This is a genomic window from Thalassobaculum sp. OXR-137 (assembly GCF_034377285.1).
Classification (GTDB): Bacteria; Pseudomonadota; Alphaproteobacteria; order Thalassobaculales; family Thalassobaculaceae; genus Thalassobaculum.
The window spans coordinates 3,060,764-3,079,138 of sequence record NZ_CP139715.1 but is presented as its reverse complement, the minus strand read 5'-3'; the positions used below and the strand labels follow the sequence as shown (position 1 = coordinate 3,079,138).

At 68.7% G+C, this 18,375-nt stretch carries 17 protein-coding genes; 13 read left to right on the top strand and 4 right to left on the bottom strand.

Annotated elements, in window-relative coordinates; all coding sequences use genetic code 11:
- Positions 1 to 30 precede the first annotated feature (30 nt).
- From T8K17_RS14510 to hpnE, 9 genes are all read left to right on the top strand, one after another.
- Complete coding sequence (locus T8K17_RS14510) at positions 31 to 2,361, top strand: xanthine dehydrogenase family protein molybdopterin-binding subunit (RefSeq protein WP_322330449.1); 2,331 nt, start codon at positions 31 to 33, stop codon at positions 2,359 to 2,361.
- Positions 2,362 to 2,366: 5 nt separating this feature from the next.
- Complete coding sequence (gene cysQ / locus T8K17_RS14505; protein ID WP_322330448.1) at positions 2,367 to 3,155, top strand: 3'(2'),5'-bisphosphate nucleotidase CysQ; 789 nt, start codon at positions 2,367 to 2,369, stop codon at positions 3,153 to 3,155.
- A 3-nt stretch (positions 3,156 to 3,158) separates the two neighbouring features.
- Positions 3,159 to 3,542: a hypothetical protein gene (locus T8K17_RS14500; protein ID WP_322330447.1), complete on the top strand. Its 384-nt coding sequence runs from the start codon at positions 3,159 to 3,161 to the stop codon at positions 3,540 to 3,542.
- Positions 3,543 to 3,654: 112 nt separating this feature from the next.
- Positions 3,655 to 4,821, top strand: a complete 1,167-nt coding sequence (locus tag T8K17_RS14495; RefSeq protein WP_322330446.1) for an oxygenase MpaB family protein — start codon at positions 3,655 to 3,657, stop codon at positions 4,819 to 4,821.
- On the top strand, positions 4,818 to 5,870 hold the full coding sequence (locus tag T8K17_RS14490) for a sulfotransferase (RefSeq protein WP_322330445.1): 1,053 nt from the start codon (positions 4,818 to 4,820) through the stop codon (positions 5,868 to 5,870). Before T8K17_RS14495 ends, T8K17_RS14490 begins: the two co-directional genes overlap by 4 nt.
- On the top strand, positions 5,867 to 6,862 hold the full coding sequence (locus T8K17_RS14485) for a hypothetical protein (RefSeq protein WP_322330444.1): 996 nt from the start codon (positions 5,867 to 5,869) through the stop codon (positions 6,860 to 6,862). Before T8K17_RS14490 ends, T8K17_RS14485 begins: the two co-directional genes overlap by 4 nt.
- On the top strand, positions 6,859 to 7,725 hold the full coding sequence (locus T8K17_RS14480) for a squalene/phytoene synthase family protein (RefSeq protein ID WP_322330443.1): 867 nt from the start codon (positions 6,859 to 6,861) through the stop codon (positions 7,723 to 7,725). Before T8K17_RS14485 ends, T8K17_RS14480 begins: the two co-directional genes overlap by 4 nt.
- Entirely contained in the window at positions 7,722 to 8,579 is an 858-nt protein-coding gene (gene hpnD, locus T8K17_RS14475) for a presqualene diphosphate synthase HpnD (protein ID WP_322330442.1), read from the top strand. The genes T8K17_RS14480 and hpnD overlap by 4 nt, the downstream gene beginning before the upstream one ends.
- 10 nt (positions 8,580 to 8,589) lie before the next feature.
- Positions 8,590 to 9,843, top strand: coding sequence for a hydroxysqualene dehydroxylase HpnE (gene hpnE, locus T8K17_RS14470; protein WP_322330441.1), 1,254 nt, complete (start codon positions 8,590 to 8,592; stop codon positions 9,841 to 9,843).
- A 304-nt stretch (positions 9,844 to 10,147) separates the two neighbouring features.
- Here hpnE and T8K17_RS14465 read toward each other — a convergent pair whose 3' ends face one another.
- Positions 10,148 to 11,212, bottom strand: coding sequence for a GntG family PLP-dependent aldolase (locus tag T8K17_RS14465; RefSeq protein WP_322330440.1), 1,065 nt, complete (start codon positions 11,210 to 11,212; stop codon positions 10,148 to 10,150).
- A gap of 90 nt (positions 11,213 to 11,302) precedes the next feature.
- Here T8K17_RS14465 and T8K17_RS14460 point away from each other — a divergent pair, with 90 nt between their 5' ends.
- Together T8K17_RS14460 and phhA are read left to right on the top strand one after the other, a co-directional pair.
- The gene (locus tag T8K17_RS14460; RefSeq protein WP_322330439.1) at positions 11,303 to 11,689 is read left to right on the top strand and encodes a hypothetical protein; all 387 of its coding nucleotides are present in this window, start codon (positions 11,303 to 11,305) and stop codon (positions 11,687 to 11,689) included.
- Positions 11,690 to 11,750: 61 nt separating this feature from the next.
- Entirely contained in the window at positions 11,751 to 12,617 is an 867-nt protein-coding gene (gene phhA, locus T8K17_RS14455; RefSeq protein WP_322330438.1) for a phenylalanine 4-monooxygenase, read from the top strand.
- A gap of 18 nt (positions 12,618 to 12,635) precedes the next feature.
- On the opposite strand, the gene T8K17_RS14450 is transcribed toward phhA, so the two are convergent.
- Positions 12,636 to 14,243 carry a trimethylamine methyltransferase family protein gene (locus T8K17_RS14450; RefSeq protein WP_322330437.1) on the bottom strand — a complete coding sequence of 536 codons (1,608 nt, stop codon included), beginning with the start codon at positions 14,241 to 14,243 and terminating at the stop codon, positions 12,636 to 12,638.
- A 219-nt stretch (positions 14,244 to 14,462) separates the two neighbouring features.
- On the opposite strand from T8K17_RS14450, the gene T8K17_RS14445 reads away from it, so the two are divergent.
- Both T8K17_RS14445 and T8K17_RS14440 read left to right on the top strand, forming a co-directional pair.
- The gene (locus tag T8K17_RS14445; RefSeq protein ID WP_322330436.1) at positions 14,463 to 15,314 is read left to right on the top strand and encodes a hypothetical protein; all 852 of its coding nucleotides are present in this window, start codon (positions 14,463 to 14,465) and stop codon (positions 15,312 to 15,314) included.
- A gap of 74 nt (positions 15,315 to 15,388) precedes the next feature.
- Positions 15,389 to 16,372, top strand: coding sequence for an NAD(P)-dependent oxidoreductase (locus T8K17_RS14440; protein WP_322330435.1), 984 nt, complete (start codon positions 15,389 to 15,391; stop codon positions 16,370 to 16,372).
- Between the two features lie 157 nt (positions 16,373 to 16,529).
- Here the strand turns inward: T8K17_RS14440 and T8K17_RS14435 are convergent, their stop codons facing one another.
- The gene (locus T8K17_RS14435; RefSeq protein WP_322330434.1) at positions 16,530 to 17,357 is read right to left on the bottom strand and encodes a class I SAM-dependent methyltransferase; all 828 of its coding nucleotides are present in this window, start codon (positions 17,355 to 17,357) and stop codon (positions 16,530 to 16,532) included.
- Positions 17,358 to 17,361: 4 nt separating this feature from the next.
- The gene (gene dgcA / locus T8K17_RS14430; protein ID WP_322330433.1) at positions 17,362 to 18,351 is read right to left on the bottom strand and encodes an N-acetyl-D-Glu racemase DgcA; all 990 of its coding nucleotides are present in this window, start codon (positions 18,349 to 18,351) and stop codon (positions 17,362 to 17,364) included.
- Between the last annotated feature and the right edge of the window lie 24 nt (positions 18,352 to 18,375).

The following is an 18,375-nucleotide window of genomic DNA, read 5'->3' as shown; positions in this document are numbered from 1 at the left end:
CAACCCAACCGCGAACCGGCGAGGCAGGCAATGGCGAAGTTCGGGATCGGACAGACAATGAAGCGGCTGGAGGACCAGCGCTTCCTCACCGGCACCGGTCAGTATACCGACGATGTGCCGATCGACGGCGTGCTGACCGCCTACGTGCTGCGCAGCCCGATCGCCCATGGCGACATCACCGCCCTCGACGTCTCCGCCGCCAGATCCGCGCCGGGGGTGAAGCTCGTGCTGACCGGCGCCGACGTGGCCGGCGACGGGCTGAAGCCGATGCCCTGCGGCGCCCTGCTGAAGGGAATCGGCGGCAAGAAGGCGGTCGGGCCGGACTATCCCCTGCTGGTGACCGACCGGGTCCGGCATGTGGGCGATGCGGTGGCGCTGATCGTGGCCGAAACCATGGACCAGGCCCGCGACGCCGCCGAGCTGATCGAGATCGACTACGCCGAACTGCCGGCGGTGCCGGGCCTCGCCGCCGTCGACAACGGCACCACGATCTGGGACGCGGCTCCGGGCAACCTGTGCCTGGACTGGGAAACCGGCGATGCCGAAGCGGTGGAAAAGGGCTTCGCCAAGGCCGCCAAGGTCGCCGAACTGAAGCTGGTCAACAACCGCATCATCGTGAACTCCATCGAGCCGCGGGGTGCCGCCGCCGTGGTCGACCCTGCGACCGGCGAGAGCACGCTCTACGTCTCCACCCAGGGCCCGCACGGGGTGCGCGACGTGATCGCCGACGTGCTGAACATGGATGCCGCCAAACTCCGCTGCGTCTCGCCCGATGTGGGCGGCGGCTTCGGGATGAAGATCTTCCCCTACCGCGAACACGCCCTGGTGCTCTGGGCAGCGACCAAGCTCGGGCAGCCGGTGAAGTGGATCTCCGACCGCAGCGAGGCCTTCGTCTCCGACACCCAGGGTCGCGATCATGTCTCCCACGCCAGGCTGGCGATGGACGAGAACGGCAAGTTCCTTGCTCTGTCGGTCGATACCAAGGCCGATCTCGGCGCCTATCTGTCGCTCTACGGCCCGGCGATCCCGACGATTGCCGGTTCCGGCATGCTGGCCGGCCTCTACACCACCCCGGCGATCCATGTGCGGGTGCGCAACTATTTCACCAACACCCTTCCGGTGGACGCCTATCGCGGTGCCGGGCGCCCGGAGGCGGCTTACCTGGTGGAGCGCCTGGTGGATGTCGCGGCCAAGGTCGCCGGCCTGCCGCGCGACGAGATCCGCCGGCGCAACTTCATCCCCACCTCCTCCATGCCGTTCACCACGGCGCTGGGCGAGACCTATGACAGCGGCGATTTCGGCGCCCATCTGAACAAGGCGCTGGTTAAGGCCGACTGGGCCGGGATCGACGCCCGCAAGGCGGAGAGTGCCAAGGCCGGCAAGCTGCGCGGCATCGGTATCTCCACCTATGTGGAAGCCTGCGGCGGCGGCGGGCCCGAGTGGTCCGACATGCGGATCGAGCCGGACGGCACCATCGTCGTGCCGATCGGCACCCGCTCCACCGGCCAGGGCCACGAGACCGCCTATACCCAGCTCGTCTCCGAGGCGTTCGGCGTCGACAACGAGATGGTGAAGGTGATCCAGGGCGACACTGCCGCCATCGAGAACGGCTCCGGCACCGACGGCTCGCGCTCCCTGCCGGCGGGCGGCTCGGCCCTGCACATGGCCATCCAGAGCGTCTCCGCGAAGGCGCGGATGCTGGCGAGCTATTTGCTGGAGGCGGCCGATTCGGATCTGGAGCTGGCCGACGGCAAGTTCACCGTGGTCGGCACCGACCGGTCGATCACCCTGGGCGAAGTCGCCGCTGCCGCCAACGATCCGTCCAGACTGCCGGAGGGCATCGAGCCGGGGCTGGAGGCGAAGGAAATGTACAAGCCGACGGCGTCGACCTACCCGAACGGCACCCATGTCTGCGAGGTCGAGGTCGATCCGGATACCGGCAAGGTCAAGCTGATCCAGTTCACCGTGGTCGACGATTTCGGCGAGGTGGTGAACCCGACCCTGCTGGAAGGCCAGGTCCATGGCGGCGTGGCCCAGGGGGTGGGACAGGCGCTGTACGAACGCACCGTCTATGACGATACTGGGCAGCTCGTGACCGGGTCGCTGGTGGACTACTGCATTCCGCGCTCGGTCGATGTCCCGCCGGTGAGTTTCTCGATGAGCCCGACGCGCTGCGCCACCAACCCGCTGGGGGTGAAGGGCTGCGGCGAGGCCGGTGCCATCGGCGCACCGCCGGCGGTGATCAACGCAATCCTCGATGCCCTGGCCCCGGCCGGCGTCACCGATATCGACATGCCGGCCACGCCCGACCGCATCTGGGCGGCGCTTCAGGCGGCACGGCCGGCGGCAGCAGCGGAGTAGACTTTATGCCTTCAGTTACAGCGGTCGATCCGGCCAACCGGATCGCCCTGCTCGACGCCATCGCCGTCCTCGCCCGCGAGGCGGGAAAGATCATCCTGCCCTATTACCGCTCCGACACCGCGGTGATCGACAAGATGGACGGCAGCCCGGTGACCGCCGCCGACCGGGCGGCCGACGCCCATATCGTGCCGGTGCTGAAGGCGCTCACCCCCGGCATCCCAGTTGTGGCCGAGGAGAGCGTGGAGGCCGGCGACATCCCCGACGTCTCCGGCGGCCGGTTCTGGCTGGTGGACCCGCTGGACGGCACCAAGGAGTTCATCAACAAGAGCACCGACTTCACCGTAAATATCGGCCTGATCTGGGACGGCGTGCCGGTCCTGGGCGCCCTGCACACGCCGGTCGACGGCATGGTCTGGGGCGGAATCCTGGGCGAAGGGGCCTGGGAGGAGAGCGCCGACGGCACCCGCACGCCGATCTCGGTGCGCAAGCCCGGGCCCGACGGCCTGACCATCGTCGCCAGCCGCAGCCATCGCAATCCAGAGTTGGAAGCCTATATCGAAACTATGGATGTTAAGGAAAGCGTATCGCGCGGCTCCGCCCTGAAGTTCTGTCTCGTCGCAAGGGGCGATGCCGATCTCTATCCGCGGACCGGTCCGACGATGGAGTGGGACACGGCCGCCGGCCATGCGGTTCTGCTGGCCGCCGGCGGGTCGATGACCAAATTCGACGGCACCCCCTTCGACTACGGCAAACCGGATTTCCGCAACGGGCATTTCATTGCCCGCGGTGGGTGAAGCATGAGGAAGACCCTGCTTTGGGGCGCGGCCCTGCTCGCGTTGGCCGCGTCCGGCGCGCAGGCGGCCGAGGTGAAGCCAGCGCCGCAGGCCCCGCGCCATCCGATCTCCGAGGGCAAGCCGGTGAGCGAGATCGTACCGCCGGCCCCTGCGGCGCAGCAACCTGAGCCCACGCGCCCGATCGCGCCCACCGAGCCGGTTCAGCGGCCGTCCCGGCAGCCGACGCAGCCGCCCAGGATCGAACCCAACCCGACGCCCAGGCCGTCGAAGCCGATCCAGACGGAGCCGCCGAAAATTCGCCAGGTGGAACCCCCGGCGCCGGCCGGAACGATCGACACGCGCCCCGGCACGATCCGAACCTCGCCCGGCACCATCGACGTCAACTAGCTGGATGGGTTAAGACTTTCTGACCCCGCCACTCGGCGACCCACCAGCGATCAGGCCTGTCTCCGTGACCCAGCCCGTTCCACCCCAGCCAGGCCCTGTCGCAACGCCCGCGATGCCGACGGCCTATCTGGAGGGGTACGCCCGGGCGGCCGGCGTCGATCGGGCGCTCGCCGATCGGTACGTGGCCGCGACCCGCATCGGCGACCCGGAAGCCGACGCGTTGATGGCCGAGCTGCAGCGGCACAATCCGGTCGACGCGCAATCCTGGATCGCCCGGGGGATCGAAGGCGACCCATCCGCCCTGGACGATGCGCCGGAGAGCGTGAGGGCGTTCTTCGCCGATATCGACGCCACGCCCCCCTGGGTCGACCGGGCCGGCTTCCTGCCCGGATGCCGCGCCTTTCACCGCAATTCCGAGATGTTCGTCGGCGCCTTCGTCGCCGCCGTGCTGATCGAGGGTTTCTCCACGCTGATCAGCCAGTCGTTCAGCATCACCGGCCGGATCGTCGACCAGGGGGTCCGCCGCCTGAAGCAGAACAACCGGCAGCTCGTGGAGATCTTCCTGCCCGGCGGGCTCGACCGCACCGGCGACGGCTGGAAGCTGTCAGTCCGCGTCCGCCTGGTCCATGCCCGCATCCGACAGCTTCTGGCGCAGGACCCGGAGTGGGACGAGAGCGCCTGGGGCACACCGTTGAGTGCAGCGCATATGGCCTATGCCACCGCCTCGTTCTCCGGTCTGCTGCTGAAGCGCGCGGCGATGCTGGGCGTGACCCTGTCCGACGAGGAGCGGACGTCCTTCATGCAGGTATGGCGCTATTCCGCCCACCTGATGGGCGTGCCCCACGACCTGCTGTTCACCTCGGAGGACGAGGCCCTGTGGCTGCACCGGATCGGGTCGACCTGCGAGCCGCCGCCGACCATGGAATCCATCATCCTGGCCAACGGCCTGATCAACTCCGCCCCGCTCGTAGCCGGCTTCACCGAGCCGAAATCGCGGCGGGCGCTCGCCCGCAAGATCTACCGGATCTCGCGGGCCATGATCGGAGACGATCTTGCCGATCAACTCAATTATCCGCCGATGAACACCCGGGGGACATTGGCACTGCTGCGGCTCAAGAACGGCGCGGAGCAGGTGCTGTATCGCATCGCTCCCAGCCTGGGTGCGCGCCGCCGCGCGAGCCAGTTCCAGACCATGCTGACCGTATCGCTGTATGGGGAGCAGGGCGCGAGCTATCGTCTGCCCCAGCATGCCCATGCGGAGAAGGACGGATTGCTGTGAGCGACACTGCCCCGAGCGGCCTGACGATTCCTCCGGTTCTGATCCTCAGCACGGGCCGATGCGGATCGACCATGGTATCCGACCTGCTGAACCGGCATCCGCAGATCCTCAGCCTCTCGGAATTCTTCGTCACGCTCGGCGCCGACGCCTTCTCCCTGCGCCGGCCGGACGGCGACCGCATGTGGCGGCTGCTGACGACCCAGAGCGCCGGCCTGCACGCCATGCTCAAGGACGGCCACGTGGTCGAGGAGACACTGTATCCCTACGACGACCCTGCGTCGCGCTACGGGGCGGCCGACATGCCGCCGATCATCGCCGTCACCCTGCCGCACCTGACCGATACGCCGGAAGCGCTGCTGGACGCGCTGGAGCCCCGGGTCCGCGCCCGGCCCCGCATGCCGATTGCCGAGCAGTACCGGGCCCTGTTCGGCGATCTGGCCGAGATGCTGGACCGCAGGGTCTGGATCGAGCGCTCCGGCGGCACCCTGATGCACGCCGCCAAGCTGCTTCGGATGTTCCCGGACGCCCGGGTCGTCCATGTCTACCGGGACGGGCGCGACACGGCGATGTCGATGAGCCAGCATCACAATTTCCGGGTGCTGGTCGGCGCCATCCTGCGCTGCCGGCGCTTGGGCATCGATCCGCAACAGGGCTTCAGCGCCGACCGGGGAAGCCGGTTGAATCCGCTGATCGAACGGATCGTGTTCACGGTTCTGGACATCGAGAAGACCGCCGCCCTGCCGACACTCGAGGATTTCGGCCGGTTCTGGAGCGACCTGATCCTGATCGGCCTGGAGTGTTTCGCCGGGTTGCCGTCCGAGCGTCTGCTGAATCTCCGCTTCGAGGATGTTCAATCCGACCCGAGGAGGAAGTTGGACGAGTTGATCCGCTTCATCGACCCGTCGCTGGCGGACGACGCCTGGCTCGACGAGGTCGCGGCGATCCCGCGGCCGGCCCGCTCCAAGTTCCAGACCCTGCCCGAGGAGGTGCAAACCACCCTGACCAGCGCCTGTGCGCCGGGGCTCGAACGGCTCGGATACCCGCTATGAGTAGACCGGTCTCCTGTCCGGTCGACCCGGCACAACGCGACGAGTTGCTGGCGATCTGCGCCCGGACCTTCCAACAACCGGAACCCGACGGACGGCTTCCGCGGCAATTCCACCGCAAGACCCACGCCTGCCTGCGGGCAACCCTGACGGTCGATCCCCCGGAGGATCCGGGGGTCCGCCATGGCCTGTTTGCCCGGCCCGGCCGCTATGACGCTCTGGTGCGGTTCTCAAACTCCTTCTTCGCCGAGGATAATCATCCGGACCTGCGTGGTCTGGCCGTCAAGGTGATGGGCGTCGAGGGCCCGGTTTGCGATGGCGCACCGCCGGGCCAGCAGGACTTCGTGCTGATGAATGCCGAGACCGGTCCAGCCCGGGACGCGAGCGAGGCGCTGGCGCTGTTCCGCGCCCTGGACGGCATCCGCCGCGCCACGCCCTTCGCCGTCGCAGCGCCCCGCTATATGTTTCCCAGCCTTCTGCCCTGGCGCGCACGCTGGCGGTATTTCGCTTTCCTTAGCGCTTCCAGCCTGCGGCATCTGCGCGGTCGCGATCTGGCGCAGCTTTCCTACGGCAGCGTGACACCCTACCGGTTGGGCGACGGGGCCATGAAGTTCGCGCTGGTGCCCGACATCGACGCCAGGAACAGGCGTCCGGCCAAAGGCAAGGATCTCGCCGGCAAGCTACAGGCCACCCTCGACAAGGGTCCGATCCGCTTCGACTTCCGGCTCCAGCCGCGCGTCCTCGAAAGCGACCCGATGGAAGACGTTCGGCGGGCCTGGCACAGCCCGAGCGTGACGGTGGGCCGCCTCGAAATCCCGCCCCAGGACGTGGCGGCGACCGTCGCTCTCGGCGACCGCCTCACCTTCGCCCCCTGGAACTGCCTTTCCGCCCATGAGCCGTTGGGCTCGATCAACGCGTTGCGCCGCGCCGCCTATGCCGCCTCGGCCGCCAACCGCGGCGCAGAGGCAACGGCGCCACCGGGGTGCCCGGGATGATCGGCCGGACGCCGACGCGCACCGCTTCAGGCGAGAACTTCCCGGTCGGCTCCCTGCTGATCGCGGCGCGCCTGCGCCCTTCTGTCCTGCGGTTCTACGACGCCGCCCGGGCGTCCGACGATATCGCCGACGATCCCGCCCTGAGCGGTACCGAAAAACTGAGGCAGCTCGACCGCTTCGAGGCGGTGCTGATCGGCGACATGGAGGCGGCCGATCTGGCGCCGGCACACCACGCCCGCGACACTCTGTCGGAGCCTGCCATCGGTCGGCTGCGGCAGCTCCTTCGGGCGTTTCGCCGCGACGCGATCCAACCGCGCTGCGCCGACTGGGAGGCGCTGATGGCCTATTGCGCCGACTCCGCCAATCCCGTGGGCCGCTTCCTGCTCGATCTGCATGGCGAGGATGCCGCCGGCTATCCGGCCTCCGACGCCCTGTGCACGGCGCTGCAGGTGCTGAACCATCTGCAGGATTGCGGCGAAGACTACCGGCTGCTGGACCGGATCTACCTGCCCGCCGACTGGCTTCAGGCAGAGGGTGTCGCCGAAAGCGCGCTGTCCGGCGCCCAGACGACGCCCGGCCTGCGCGAGGTGCTGGATCGGTGCCTGGACGAGGTCGAGCATCTGCTGGACAGGGCGGCCCCGCTGCCCCTGCAGATGCGCTCCACCCGTCTCGCTCTGGAATCGGCGGCGGTCCTGGCGCTCGCCGTCGCCCTCGCCGCGCGGTTGAAGCGCGAGGACCCTTTGGCCCGTCGGGTCCGACTGTCGCGGCCGGCCATGCTGGCTGTCGGCGCCTGGGCGGCCCTGCGATGCCTGTGGCGGCGCACGCTGTCCGCCGGCAGGCCCGCCCGCCGGTCGCCGGCATGAGCGCCGTCGATTTCGAGGATCCGCAGGCTCAGGCGGAAGCCAGAGCCGTGGTCGAGGCGTCCGGAACCTCGTTCCGCTGGGGCATGCGTATCCTGCCCCCGGACCGGCGGCGCGCCATGTACGCGGTCTACGCCTTCTGCCGGATCATCGACGACATCGCCGACGAGCCGGGGGATCTCGCCGTGCGGCAGGCGCGTCTGGACGGATGGCGCGACGAGATTGCCCGCCTTTATGCTGCGGAGGTGCCGCGCGAACCGATCGGCCGTGCCCTGGCCCCCGCGATCCAGCGCTATCGCCTGCCCAGGGCGGAGTTCGACGCCCTGATCGACGGGATGGAGACCGACCTGCAAGGGCGAAACGTGGCCCCGGGCATGGCGGAACTCCGGCTCTACTGCCGCCGGGTCGCGGGCGCGGTGGGGCTGCTGTCCATGCGCTGCTTCGGCGCCGAGCAGCCGGAGGCCGATGCCGCCGCCGTCGCGCTCGGCGAGGCGATGCAGCTCACCAACATCCTGCGCGACCTGGGCGAGGATGCGGCCGACGGCCGGCTCTATCTGCCCGAGGAGCTGCTGCAGAAGCACGGGATCGCCAGCCGCGCCCCGCAGGCGGTGGTCGACCATCCCAACCTCCCGGCCCTGTGCCGCGAGCTCGCCGCCCAGGCACGCAGCCGCTACGCCGAGGCGAAAGCGCTCATCGCCCGCTGCGACCGCCGGGCCATGCGCTCCGCCGTGATGATGATGGTCGGCTACGAGGCGCTGCTGGACCGAATGGAGGAGGGCGACTGGCGAGAGCCGCGGCGCCGGGTATCGCTCTCCGGCTGGCGCCGGCTGGTGCTGTTGCGCCACCTCTTCCGGTGAGCGCCGGGCGGTGAGCGGCGGAACCGTGCATGTCGTCGGCGCCGGACTGGCCGGACTGGCGGCCGCGCTGTCGCTCAGCGGCAGCGGCCGGTCGGTCGTTCTGCACGAAGCGGCGGGCCATGCCGGCGGACGGTGCCGGTCCTATCTCGACAGCACGATCGGGTGCCGGATCGACAACGGCAACCACCTGCTGCTCTCGGCCAACCACGCCGCTCTGGCCTATCTCTCCGAGATCGGGGCGAGCGGGTCGCTGACCGCCTCCGCGCCAACCTTCCCGTTCCAGGACCTTCCTAGCGGCCTCCAATGGACCGTGCGGCCCGGCGAGGGCGGTCTCTGGCGGCGCCTGACCGCACCGATGCGCCAGGTTCCGGGAGCGCGCGCGCCCGATGCGCTGGGCATGGTCCGGCTGGCGATGGCCGGTCGGGAAACCACCGTGATGCAGGCGCTCGGTCCAGGCGTCCTGATGGAGCGGTTCTGGCGCCCGATGACCGTCGCGATCCTGAATGCCGAACCCGAGATCGCCGCCGCACGGCTGCTGCGCGATGTGATGCGCGAGGTGATCGTAACGGGCGAGGCGACGCCGCTGACGGCCCGCGACGGTCTGAGCGAGAGCTTCGTCGATCCCGCCCTGGCGGTGCTGGCGGTGCGCGGCGTGAGGGTCGGATTCGGCCGCCGCCTCAGGTCGATCGAGCTGGGAGCCGACCGGGCCGTCGCCCTGCATTTTCCCACAGACACGGTCGATCTGTCGTCCGAGGACTGGCTGGTGCTTGCCGTACCGCCTCAGGTGGCGGCCGGACTGCTGCCGGACCTGCCTGTGCCGGAGGCCGCCTCGGCGATCGTGAACGCCCATTTCCGTCTCGACGCCCCCGCCCGTCTGTCCGGCGGCGGCCATCTGATGGGCCTGACCGGCGGTACGGCCCAGTGGATTTTCCTGCGCGGACCCGTCGCCAGCGTGACGGTGAGCGCCGCCGAGACCCTTCTCGACCGGTCCGGCGAGGAGCTCGCCTCGACCCTGTGGTCGGAGATCGCGCCGGTGCTGGGACTGCTGGCGGCACCGCAGCCGCCGGGCCGGATCGTCAAGGAGAAGCGCGCCACCTTCCGCCAGGACCCGCGCTCCCTGTCCCGAAGGCCGCCGGCCCGGACCTCCTGGCGCAACCTCGTCCTGGCGGGCGACTGGACCGATACCGGTCTGCCCGCGACCATCGAAGGCGCCATCCGTTCGGGCAGACAGGCCGCCGACGCCCTGAGCGGTCGCGCCGGCTGAACCCGCGACGCGGGGCATTCTTCAACTCCGCCCGAACGCATTCGAGGACTGCCCTTGACGGCGCTTCACATCTGAAACGATCCGTCACGCCGCCGGCCTTGGCCCGGCACAAGGCCGGGCAGTGTGAAATGGGGGACGAGCGAAACGGATGCGGAAATCCGGCGCAGTGTCCCCACGCCGACCTCCCTCTCCTCTCACACTCCCCGGATTTATTCCGGGGTAATCCCTACCGCCGCGTCATACCTGGAAAGCAATCCACAGCGCCGACGGCCCACTGCCCCGCACTAAACGGACGCTCTCACCCTCAGGCCTCCGCCGCCACGGCGCGGATGGCGGCGATGGCGAATTCGATGTCCGGGTCCTCGATGCCGAGATAGGTCACCGCCCGCAGCACCGTCGGCTGCACCGCGCTGATCTTCACTTCGTGCTCGGTCATCAGCCGGCGGGAGAATTCCGGCGCGTTGATCCCCGTGCCCCCGATGTCGAAGAACACCATGTTGGTCTCCACCGAGGCCGGATCGACGACGATCCCCTCCACATCCTCGATGCCCTCGGCCAGACGCCGGGCGCGGGCGTGGTCGTCGGCCAGCCGCTCCACATGGTGATCAAGCGCGTAGACGCCCGCCGCCGCGACGATGCCCGACTGGCGCAGGGCCCCGCCGAACTGGTGCTTGAAGCGCCAGCACTCCTCGATGAAGTCCCGGCTCCCGGCCAGCACGCCGCCGATCGGACAGCCCAGCCCCTTGGACAGGTCGATCCAGGCGCTGTCGCAGGGATCGGCGAACTGGGCGAAGGAGACGCCCGAGGCGACCACCGCGTTCGGCAGCCGCGCTCCGTCCATATGAACCCGCATGCCATGCTTGCGGGCGGCTCCGGCGACGTCCTTCAAGGTCTCGAGCGGCCAGATCATGCCGCCGGCCATGTTGGCGGTGTTCTCCACTGAGACCAGCTTCTGGCGCGGCATGTGGCGGGATTTCGGGCGGATCAGCGCTTCGACCTGATCGGCGGTAAACCAGCCCTTGGTGCCCTTGATCGTGCGGGTCATCACGCCGGCCAGCGCGCCGGGGCCGCCGACCTCGTAATGCAGGGCGTGGCTGTTCTCCTCCAGGATGATCTCATCGCCGTGGTCGCACCACACCCGGTAGGAGATCTCGTTGCACATGGTCCCGCTCGGCAGGAAAACGGCCGCCTCCTTGCCCAGCAGCTCGGCCACCTTCTCCTGGAGCCGGATGGCGGTGGGATCCTCGCCCGCCTGCTCGTCGCCAACCTCCGCCTCGTAGATCGCCTTGCGCATGCCGTCGGTCGGGCGCGTGGCGGTGTCGCTGTGCAGATTGACGCGGGGCTGGGCGGTCGGGTTGGACGAGACCATGGGGAGACTCCGGATGTTGACGGCTGGACGTTGCGAAACGCCGAGTGCGTCCACACTTTAAAGCGGTGATCGAGCGAGGAGAAAGACCGGATGTCCGACACCCAGACCATGCAGCGCCGCAATCTGCCGTTCAAGCTCTCCGCCCCGGAGAACGACCGGCTGGCGGTGCATGTGATCTACGCGCTCTACGCGGCCAACCTGATCTTCCAGATCCCCATCCTCCTCGCGGTGATCATCGCCTATCTGAAGCGCGGCGACGTCGAAGGAACCTTCCTGGAAACCCATGTGCGCTGGCAGATCCGCACCTTCTGGCTCTGGCTGCTGATGACGGTGGTCGGCGGCCTGACCTGGTGGGTCTTCGGCCTCGGCTTCCTGCTGATCGGCTTCGCCTATCTCTGGCTGATCTACCGGGTGGTTAAGGGTTGGCTGAAACTGTCCAACGACGAGCCGATCGTCGGCGCGGGCGATTTCCTCTGATCGCGGGCGACCGGCACCATCTGCGGGGAGGGAGATCCGAAACCACCGACAGGAGGCATCCATGCCCGTCGAGATCCACCGCGACATGGCCGGCCTGAAGGCCGATTTCACGATCGACCAGCACTGGGACGCCTATACCGACGAGGAGCACGCCACCTGGCGGGTGTTGGCCGAGCGCCAGGTCCCGCTGCTGAAGGACCGGGTGGTGCCGGAATTCCTCGCCCATGTGGACGCGCTCAGCATGGGCGGTGGGGGCGTACCGGACTTCCGACGCCTGAACGAGGTGCTGGAGGCGGAGACCGGCTGGAACGTGGTCGCGGTGCCGGGCCTCGTGCCCGACGCGGTGTTCTTCGACCATCTGGCCAACCGCCGGTTCCCGGCCACCTGCTTCATCCGCTCCATGGACGAGTTGGACTATCTGGAGGAGCCGGACGTCTTCCATGACGTGTTCGGCCATGTGCCGCTGCTGCTCGACCCTGTCTATGCCGACTACATGCAGGAATACGGCAAGGGCGGGCTGAAGGCCGACGGCCAGGGGGCGCTGCGGCGGCTGTCCCGGCTCTACTGGTACACCGTGGAGTTCGGGCTGACCAAGTCGGAGGACGGGCTGCGGATCTTCGGCGCCGGCATCGCCTCGTCCAAGGGCGAGACGGTCTTCGCCCTGGACGACCCCTCGCCCAACCGCATCGGCTTCGACCTGGACCGGGTGATGCGCACCGACTACCGGATCGACGACTTCCAGGAGACCTATTTCGTCATCGACGGTTTCGAGGCCCTGCGCCGCGCCACCGAGGTCGATTTCACCCCGATCTACGCCCGGCTGGACTCAGAGCCGGACCTGGCCCCCGACGACGTTCTCGACACCGACACGGTCCTGCACCGGGGCACCGGCCGCTACCACGCGGGCAAGGGCCGGGCCACCGCCTGAGCCACAGACGTTCGAGCCTCAGACGTTGCTGTCGGGGAAGCTCGCCTTCTTCTTCGCCATGAATTCGATCAGCGCGTCGTCCACCGCCGGATCCAGCGCCGGGGCCTCGTACTCCGCCAGGGTCTTCTTCACCAGCTCGGCGGAGCGCTGATAGGTATCCCGGCTCCCTTCCGCTTCCCATTGCTCGAAGGTTGCATTGTCGGCGATGGAGGAGCGGTAGAACGCCTTCTCGAAATTCGCCTGGGTGTGGGAGCAGCCGAGGAAGTGGGCTCCCGGCCCGACCTCGCGGATCGCGTCCATCGCCTGCCCGTTCTCGGTCAGGTCCACGCCTTCCAGCATGGTGCGCATCATGGCGCACTGGTCGGCGTCCATCATGAACTTCTCGTAGGAGCTGACCAGCCCGCCCTCCAGCCAGCCTGCGGCGTGCAGAACGAAGTTCACCCCGCCCATCACCGTCGGCAGCAGGGTGTTGGCGCTCTCGAACGCCGCCTGGGCGTCCGGCACCTTGGAGCCGCAGAGCGAGCCGCCGGACCGGAACGGCACATTCAGCCGCCGGGCGAGCTGGGCGCAGCCGTACAGCACCAGCGCCGGCTCCGGCGTGCCGAAGGTCGGGGCGCCCGACTGCATGGAAATGGACGACGCGAAGCTGCCGAAGATAACCGGCGCACCGGGGCGGCAGAGCTGGGCGAATGCCATGCCGGCCATCGCCTCGGCCAGGGTCTGGGCCAGCGTGCCGGCCACCGTGACCGGCGACATCGCACCGGCCAGGATGAACGGCGTCGTGATCACCGCCTGATTGGCCCGCGCGTAATTCTTGAGCGCGCCGAGCATGGTGGCGTCCCAGGTCATCGGCGAGTTGGCGTTGATCAGCGAGACCAGCACCGTGTTGGCGTCGAGGAAATCGGCGCCGAAGACGATCTTCGCCATCTCCAGCGTGTCCAGCGCGCGATCCGGGTGAGTGACCGAGCCCATGAAGGGTTTGTCGGAATACTTGATATGGGCATAGACCATATCGAAATGCCGCTTGTTCACCGGCAGGTCGACCGGCTCGCACACGGTGCCGCCCGAATGGTGCATGCCCGGATGGGCATAGGCGAGCTTCACGAAATTGTTGAAGTCCTCGATGGTCGCGTAGCGACGGCCGCCGTCGATGTCGCTGACGAAGGGCGGCCCGTAGACCGGGGCGAAGACGGTGTTGCCGCCGCCGATCTCCACCGAGCGCTCCGGATTGCGGGCGTGCTGGGTGAAGCTGGAGGGCGCGGTCTTGATCAGGTCGCGGGCCATGCCGCGGGGAATGTGCACCCGCTCGCCGTCCACGTCGGCGCCAGCGTCCCGCCACATCTGCAGGGACTCGGCGTCGTCGCGGAACTCGATGCCGATCTCCTCCAGGATGATCTCGGCATTGTTCTCGATGATCTCCAGCCCTTCCTGCGACAGCACGTCGAAGGTCCCGATATTGCGGGTGATGAAGGGGGTATAGAGGGTCGAGGGACGGCCCCGCGCGGCCCGGCGCGCATCGCGCCCGCCGCCGCCCGAGCGGCCCCGCCTCTCGCGGCGACCACCGGCGTCCGAACCAGCGTCCCCTGCCCCGTCCATCCCCAAAGTTTCGGTCAGATCGTCGCTCATGGTCCGTCTCCAACACCGCGCCAGGGTCCGATCATGCGCGCCCGCGACAATCGTTCTTCGCCGCGCGCGACAGAAATCCGTCGCCCTTGGACAACGCGCGTCCCGAAGCTCCGGGTTTCGTGACTTGCCGGGTGTGTCGGCCGGATCCATACTTTTCCCATAACGACAGCCAGGGCGGCAGGCGTCCCGTCGGATCCGCCCGAGGGAGGTCCCATGGGCATGCAACGCCCGATGCTTCTCGCCGCAGCCGCCCTGACGGGCATCGCCGCCGCGTTCTCCGTTCCCGCCTCCGCCCGCGCTTCCGCGGAAATCGCGCAGCCACCCCAGGTCCTGGGCCTCGTCGCCCACGCGACACCCGTGCCGCTGACATGCGAAGGGGGGATCTGCCAGGCGCTGGTCTCCTCATTCTGTCTGCAGGAACACCGACCACCGCCCGGCGACGGACAGGTGTACGAGACGGCGGGGGCCGGCGACGTGACCCTGCTGGTGCGCAAGTCCGACGGCAGCACGCGGGAATTCTCCGGAGCGGGCCTGCTCGGCTATGTCAGCGACGGACATTTCACCCGCACCCGGATCACGATGGACAGCGCCCGTCTCGCCTCGCTCGACGCGACCGAGGTGTCCGTGCGCATCGCGCCGATGGTCTCGCTCGTGCCGGTCACGGATGCCCCGCTGCCGACCGAGATCGCCCAGCGGGACGCCGAGACGGCCTATGGCGAGCCGCGGTTCACCGCATCGGACTTCTTCCATCCGGGCAAGACACGGCCCGATGCGGCAGTGACCCTGACGCGGATGATCAACGCCCTGCCGACCGCCATGTCGGGCGGCGTCGATCCGCGGGCCGTCGATCCGTTCAAGCGCGCGGCGCTATGGAGCAGCGTGGCGGAGTCCGGCGCTCTGGCGGGCCTGTCCTCCGACGGCATCGCCCGCGCCAAGGGAGAGCTCGACCGCTGCGGCCAATACGCCGAGATGGGCTTCAAGCTGACCCTGCGCGGCTGCCTGGAAAGCGCCCACGACCGCACCATGCGCGAGGTGAACGACGAGCTGTGGAAGGCGGAGGTCGGGTATTAAATATTCGTAGAGTCTCCCTGCCCCATCCCTATCCTCCACGCCCTGATCGTCACTGAAGCACGGCTGGAGGAACGATGCGGATCCTGGTGACCGGGAGCAGCGGCCATCTCGGCGAGGCCCTGATGCGGGTGCTGGCGGGCGGCCCGCACGAGGCGGTCGGCATCGACATCAAGCCCGGCCCCTTTACCCAGATCGTGGGTTCCGTCGCCGATCCGGACGTGGTGGCGGGCACCACGCAGAGTGTGGACGCCGTCCTGCACACGGCCACCCTGCACAAGCCACATGTCGGGACGCACCGCCGGCAGGCTTTCGTCGATGCCAACATCACCGGCACCCTCACCCTGCTGGAGGAGGCGGTGCGTTGCGGCGTCTCCGCCTTCGTGTTCACCAGCACCACCAGCGCCTTCGGCGGCGCCCTTACGCCAGAGCCCGGACAGCCGGCGGCTTGGATCGACGAGAGCGTGCGCGGGACGCCGAAGAACATCTACGGCGTGACCAAGACGGCCGCCGAGGACCTGTGCGAGCTGTTCCATCGGCGCCACGGCCTGCCCTGCCTGATCCTGCGCACCTCCCGCTTCTTCCCGGAGGAGGACGACAACCGGAAGCGCCGTACGCTCTATGCCGACGCCAATGCCAAGGCCAACGAGTTCCTGTTCCGACGGGTCGACCTGGCGGACGCGGCCGAGGCGCATCTGTGTGCGTTGGACCGGGCGGCGGAGATCGGGTTCGGGCGATACATCGTCAGCGCCACCACAGCCTTCACCCGCGCCGACCTTCCGGCCCTGCGCCGGGACCCGGGCGCCGTCGTCGGCCGGCTGTTCCCAAATTTCGAGGAGATCTACGGCCGCCTCGGCTACCGGATGTTCGACGAGATCGACCGGGTCTACGACAATGCCAAGGCACGCCGGGAGCTCGGCTGGCGACCCGAATACGATTTCGCCCGGGTGCTCGACCAACTCTCCCGCGGCGAGCCCATCGGCAGTCCACTGGCCCGGGCGGTCGGCAGCAAGGGCTATCACGACACGGTCTTCGCGGACGGCCCCTACCCGGTCGAATAGTTTATTGAACACGCAATGCGCGCATGCATTGACATGTCACGCGACCTATCGTTAAACTTCTCCAACGACTGAGGTCCACCCTGGGCTTCCTCCGTCCCTTGCGGACATGTCGCAAGAGCCGCGGTCCCCCTACCGCGGCTCTTTTTTTCGCCTTGCCCTACGGCTTCTCGAACAGCCCCAGCGTCACGCCCACATGGGCGCCGTCGAAGTTGAACGCCATGTTGCGCATCTTCTCGCCGGCGGTGGCGCCCATCAGGATGTCGCCGGCCTGCAGTGGTGCCGGCGCGCCCGTCTCCGCCCGGCGCTTCGCCTCCTCGCGCCGCTTCACCGAGCCCGCCTTGGCCTCGTCGGTGTAGTCGCGCAGCTCCAGGGTACGGAATCCGGCGGCCTCGCACAGGGCCTGCATCTCCTGCGGCGGGACCAGGTGGCTGAGCGCCGGCCGCTCGGCCCAGGGGGTCGGGTAGCGGGGATCGCCGCCCGGCCCGAGAACGATGTCGTAGAAGCAGAACCGCCCGCCCGGCTTCAGCAGACGGAACGCCTCGCCGTACACCCCGGCCTTGTCCGGAATGTTCATGCAGGCATGCAGGGTGGTCACCACGTCGAACGTCTCCGCCGGCAGGCCGGTCGCGGTGGCATCACCCTGCACCACGGTGATCCGGTCGGACAGGCCAACCATCGCATTGATCGCCTCGGCAGCTGCACAGAAGCTCGGCGTGAGGTCCACCGCCGTCACCCGGGCGCCGACCGTGTCGGCGAAGATCCGGGCAGAGCCGCCCAGGCCGGAGCCCAAATCGGCCACCGCCATCCCGGCCGCCATTCCCGTGGCGGCGATCACGTCCTCGGTGCCGGTCTCGCCGCGCATGTGCATCTGGTCGAGGACGGAGAAGTCGGCCCGCGTCGGTTCGGTGATCCCATGCTCGGCCAGCCGGGCGACCAGCTGCTCGACCAGCCCGCTGCGCTCGTAATGCTCGGCGACGCCGCTCATCGCCTCAGCCCCACAGGGCGGCGTCGGGCGGCATCACCGTGCTGCCGTTGTAGGTCATGCAGGGGTCGCGGTCCTTGGCCAGCAGCAGCGGCGCGTCCAGGTCGACCAGTTCGGCCCCCTGGGACACGATCATGCCGGGCGCCATGGCGAGCGAGGTGCCGATCATGCAGCCGACCATCACCCGGAAGCCGCGCTTCTCCGCCTCGGCCTTCAGCCGCAGCGCCTCTGTCAGGCCACCGGTCTTGTCGAGCTTGATGTTGATCATGTCGTACTTGCCCTCGAGCCCGTCGAGGGTCGCGGTGTCGTGACAGCTCTCATCGGCACAGACCGCCGTCGCCCGCGGCACGCCGATCAGGGCGGCATCGTCGCCGGCCGGCAGCGGCTGCTCGATCATCGACACGCCGAGCTCGGCCAGCTTCGGCGCGATCTCCAGATAGCTGTCGATGGTCCAGGCCTCGTTGGCGTCCACCACCAGGTCCACGCCCGGCGCGTTCTCGCGGATCTTCGTCACCCGCGCCAGATCCTCGCCGTCGCCGGTCATCTTCAGCTTCAGGCGCGGCCGGTGGGCGTTCTCGGCGGCGGCCGCGCCCATGGCGTCCGGCGTGTCGACCGACAGGGTATAGACCGTTGTCACCGGCTCCGGCGCGTTCGCCAGACCGGCCAGTTTCCAGGCGGGCACTCCCTTGCTCTTGGCCTCCAGATCCCACAGGGCGCAGTCGACCGCGTTGCGGGCGGCACCGGCCGGCAGGGCATCCAGCAGCGCCAGCCGATCCATGCCGCCGGCGATTGCCTCGGCCACGCTCTGGATCTGTTCGATCACGCTGTCGATGGATTCACCGTAGCGGGTATAAGGGACGCATTCGCCGCGTCCCACCGTGTCGCCCTCGCTGATGGTCACCGTGACCACCTCCGCCTCGGTGCGCGCACCGCGCGAAATGCGGAACACTCCGCGGATCGGCCAGCTTTCGCGGGCGACGGCGAGCATGCGGGACATCGGATTCTCCTTGGATCGTAAGAG